Raw genomic sequence first — 4,418 nt, forward strand, 5'->3', positions numbered from 1 at the left:
AACTTTTTCAGCAGACCCTAATTAGGGGTCTCAAGACCCCCCTAGCGGCCACCGAGAAAACCTTCACCAGCTAGGTATTTTTACTCAAGTCTCTGGAGGGGGACAGCTTATGTGACAGTTGAGGGTGCGGAATGTGGGTTGAAGGCTATCAAAATTACCTTGAAACTTTCTACAGTTCGGTAATCAAGCACGGTAACTCCCCCTATCCCTTAAATCCCAATGTCCTGAGTCCTACTGATGATGTTGTTCGCTACTTTGAAGAGAAAGGACCTCTACCCTTGAGCGGTTCCTATACCAGGATTTTAGGGGGAACCACTATGCACTGGGAAGGGAAATCCCTACGGATGTTACCCGATGATTTCAAGTTACGCAGCAAGTACGGACAAGGTCTTGACTGGCCAATTACCGATCAAGAGCTTTGGAAGTACTACCGCCAAGCAGAGTACGAGATTGGGGTTGCTGGAAATGCAGCAGAACAAAGGGAGTTAGGCATCACTTTTGAACACGATGACTATGTCTTTCCCATGCGGGAAATGCCCCCTTCTTACTTGGATAAGAAAGTGCGTCAGAAAATTCAGGGGACGACAGTGGAACTCAATGGCAAAAAGATCGAATTAAAACTTAGCACTTTTCCCCAGGGTCGCAATGGCATACCTAACCCTGATTACAAAGAGTACGGCCATGATAACGACTTCGTTCCCACTGGATTGAGTGGTAAAAATCCAGTAGAGTATGGAGAACGATGCCAGGGAAACGCCAATTGTGTTCCCATCTGTCCAGCTCAAGCGAAGTATGATGCCAGGAGGACTCTGACTACAATAGCCTTTCCCGAACGAGTGCATCTTCTTACTCAGGCGGTCGCTTCCAGGGTGGAAATCGATCCCGAAACTGGCCGTGTTAGTGGCATCGAGTATAAGCACTATCGGGATAAGAACTCTCCTGCTTATACGGTTGGCACGGCTAAGGGTCGTTTATTTGTCCTAGCCACTAACGCGGTAGAAAATGCCAGGCTGATGTTGTCCTCTAATTTGCCTAGTACCAGTGGACTGATGGGTTGCAATCTCATGGATCATCCCTTCCTGTTAGCTTGGGCTTTGATGCCCGAAGTGACGGGGACGATGCGAGGCCCCTTGGTGACATCGGGAATTGGCAGCTTCCGTAATGGTGAATTCCGCAAAGAACAATGTGCCTTTGGCATTGACATCCACAATGATGGTTGGGGATGGTCAGGCACTGGTGTCCCCGATGTGGTGCGAGAAGCGATCGATAATAATAAAAAGTATGGCTCCGAACTTCGCCAGGAACTAATTAGCCGAATCTCACGGCAGCTACTACTGGCTTTCATGTGCGAATTGCCAGCTAATTCCAGTAACCGAGTCAGCATCGATCCCCAATATAAAGATCAACTCGGTAATTATCGTCCGGTTATCCATTTTGATGTCCCTGATTACTGTAAAAAGGCGATGGCTTATGCCCGTAATCTTTCCCGAACTATCTTCGAGCGCTTGGGAGCAGAAGATCATACCCACTACGATAAGTCAGATCCCGCCTATTTTGAGTATGAGGGTCAAGGCTACTGGTTCCGAGGAGGAAATCACTTTTCAGGAACCCACGTAATGGGAACGACTAAATACAACTCCGTTGTTGATTCCTATTTGCGTTCTTGGGATCACGAAAATCTCTATCTACTCGGCGCTGGCAGTATGCCTTCTATTGGCAGTTCTAATACAACATTGCCTCTTGCCGCCCTGGTTTTCCGAGCTTCTGAGCAGATGCTTCAGGACTTAGCTTGAGATTGACATAACAGATTACTAATCCTACCACCAGAGGTATTATCGATGACTGATCGTTTAAGGTTAATTCAAACGGTTGACGACCTGCATTACTATCTGATTCAGGGCATGATGATAGAACACGCAACCATTCCCCCTTACATGACCGCCCTTTACTCCCTCAAACCAGGAAGTAACCTAGAAGCTTTTCATATTATTCGCGCTATTGCTGTGGAGGAAATGCTGCATCTCACCCTGGCTGCCAATGTGTTTAATGCCGTTGGGGGAAATATAAAAGGAGTGCTGACAGCCAATAATTTTATCCCCACTTATCCGACTTACTTACCTACCGGAGCCGATGATTTTCAAGTTGGCCTAGCCAAATTTTCCCCGGAAACAGTAGAGACGTTTCTCAACATTGAACGGTCTAAAGAAGTACCTGACGATGCACCTTTAGTGCTGCCTCGACCGACACAAGGCTCATGGTTGCCGATTCCTGGTTACGATCCAACCTACAAATATTACAGCATTGGGCTGTTTTATGCGGAGGTCATCCGAGGCTTAGAAGCGTTGGATCGAGAGTACAAACAGAAGGGACAGAATCTATTCTGTGGCGATCCGAAAAAGCAAATTACCCGGGAATATTACTACGATGGTGCCGGCGAGATTATCCCGGTATATAATCTCAAAGATGCCAAGCGTGCGTTAAAAGTAATTCAAGAACAAGGTGAAGGCTCCAGGCAAGGAACTATCTATGATGCAGAACGGGAACTTTCCCATTACTACCGTTTCCAGCAACTAAAATTAGGTCAATACTATACGATCAATAAAGATGATCCGCTGAAGTCAGATCTCCCCGATCACCCCACCGGAAAAACCTTTACCGTAGATTGGGACGCGGTTTATCCGGTCTTGGAGAATGCCAAACTGAGTGATTATCCCCAAGATTCAGAATTATATGCCGCCAGACAGCAATTTCAGCAGGCTTACGCTCATTTCCTCGCCCAGATTGAATTTTCCTTTAACGGCCATCCTGAGACATTACTGCCTGCGGTGGGGGGAATGTTCAAACTCAGAGACTTGGCTAATCTGTTAATTCGCAATCCCATTCCGGGAAAAGACGGGGTTAATGCCGCCCCGATTTACTAAATGTCAGCACCATGAAGTTCAAAATGGAGTTCAAAATTTTGTGGAGGTCAATCACCAGTGAATATTGATAAACCTGAGTTTACTGGGTATTTCTTGGAGTTCTCGGCAGCGGTTACTGGATTTTCTCAGTTTCATCTGCAAGGCACAGGCCAAGCTGCCCTTTACTTTGATACAGTTCGGGGTGTCGTTGGTGGCCAAATATTTGAGGAATTACTGCAAACCTTTCATGATCAGGGTGTGGAGGCGGTTTTGACATCAGGAAAACTAGGACCCATCGCCCGTAACATTATCAAACTCTGGTACATCGCTACTTGGGAACAACTTCCCTCCGCATGGCGGGAACGGTTTGGGATTCCGGTAAATGATAGCACTTTTATTGCCGCTCCCTATGCCTATCCTGAAGCACTTGTGTGGTCGGCGATCGGAGTTAATCCCCCCGGAGCGAAAGCACAAGGGTATGGGACTTGGAGTGATCCTCCCTCTGTCAAACTTAGTTAACTAATGGGCATTGCTGAATGAAGAGATGAAAGTAGGATTAAGGAAACAGGGAACAGAATAAAGTCAATATTGACAAGGCGTTCTCACAATCTAAAATCGACAATTATCAATTCATCCCCTAATTCAGCAACGCCAAATAATTTCGGTTGGCTTGAAGTACTGCGCTGTACCTGAAAGATCGGTGTCAGCTAGTGCGCCTCTTATTGTCCAAAAAAATGCTTAATTAGAAGTGAAAAATGAACAGGAAATTTTGGTTTCGTCAATTGTCGGCTGTGGTGATCACGATTCTGTTTTGTTTAACCCTTTTTAGTTTGCCTGCCAATGCTTTCGTTGCTACGGATTACTCGAAATTGCTGCTGACTAACGAATGTAATGGATGCGATCTATCGGGAGTCGATTTATCGAATAAAGATTTGTATGGTAGTGCTCTGATTGGGGCGAATCTTTCGGGAGCCAATTTATCAGGAGCCTTACTGCAAGAGGCAACGCTAGGAAAAGCCAATCTAACAGGAGCTAATCTCTCCAAGGCCGATCTCTCGGCTATCACTTTATCAGCGGCTAATCTAACGGCGGCCAATCTCTCAAAAGCAGTTTTGTATAATGCTCGGATGGATGGGGCAATTTTGACCGATGCGACTTTAACAGAGGCTGATCTAGAATCTGCCATCATTTCTGATGCGAATATGTCCAATGCCGTGGCCAAAAATGCCCAATTCAAAAATGCGATTTTATCCAGATCTAATTTATCGGGGACGGATTTTTCGGAAGCAACCATGGGATATGTGGCTCTTCGGTTTGTGTTATGCAATGGACGGGGATTATAAGGGATGGAACCCTTATATAGAAAGGCATTTAGCCATTTTTGTCAATTGTTTTTTATCTAGAGCGAACTAATCAATTAAGTCTCTTGCCAGATAAAGATTTAGTCGATTTATGCCCCCCTATCGAACCATACCAAGTAACGAAGAACCAAATTTCTCGACGATAACTAATATCAGA

The 4,418-nt window shown here is 45.7% G+C and carries 5 protein-coding genes; all 5 read left to right on the forward strand.

Going from position 1 to position 4,418, the window contains the following annotated elements; genetic code table 11:
* Positions 1 to 131: 131 nt before the first annotated feature.
* The 5 genes from PX482_RS24185 to PX482_RS24205 all read left to right on the forward strand — a co-directional run bounded on the left by PX482_RS24185 (position 132) and on the right by PX482_RS24205 (position 4,407).
* Entirely contained in the window at positions 132 to 1,793 is a 1,662-nt protein-coding gene (locus PX482_RS24185; RefSeq protein ID WP_288023757.1) for a GMC family oxidoreductase, read from the forward strand.
* Between the two features lie 45 nt (positions 1,794 to 1,838).
* Positions 1,839 to 2,921: a ferritin-like domain-containing protein gene (locus PX482_RS24190; RefSeq protein WP_002762518.1), complete on the forward strand. Its 1,083-nt coding sequence runs from the start codon at positions 1,839 to 1,841 to the stop codon at positions 2,919 to 2,921.
* A gap of 57 nt (positions 2,922 to 2,978) precedes the next feature.
* Positions 2,979 to 3,419 carry a hypothetical protein gene (locus PX482_RS24195; RefSeq protein ID WP_002762519.1) on the forward strand — a complete coding sequence of 147 codons (441 nt, stop codon included), beginning with the start codon at positions 2,979 to 2,981 and terminating at the stop codon, positions 3,417 to 3,419.
* Between the two features lie 236 nt (positions 3,420 to 3,655).
* Positions 3,656 to 4,243 (forward strand): pentapeptide repeat-containing protein, encoded by a 588-nt coding sequence (locus tag PX482_RS24200; RefSeq protein ID WP_288023752.1) that lies wholly within the window; start codon positions 3,656 to 3,658, stop codon positions 4,241 to 4,243.
* A 38-nt stretch (positions 4,244 to 4,281) separates the two neighbouring features.
* Complete coding sequence (locus PX482_RS24205) at positions 4,282 to 4,407, forward strand: hypothetical protein (RefSeq protein WP_288024245.1); 126 nt, start codon at positions 4,282 to 4,284, stop codon at positions 4,405 to 4,407.
* Positions 4,408 to 4,418 lie beyond the last annotated feature (11 nt).

The sequence above is a fragment of the Microcystis sp. M53602_WE12 genome (genome assembly GCF_030065455.1).
Classification (GTDB): Bacteria; Cyanobacteriota; Cyanobacteriia; order Cyanobacteriales; family Microcystaceae; genus Microcystis; species Microcystis aeruginosa.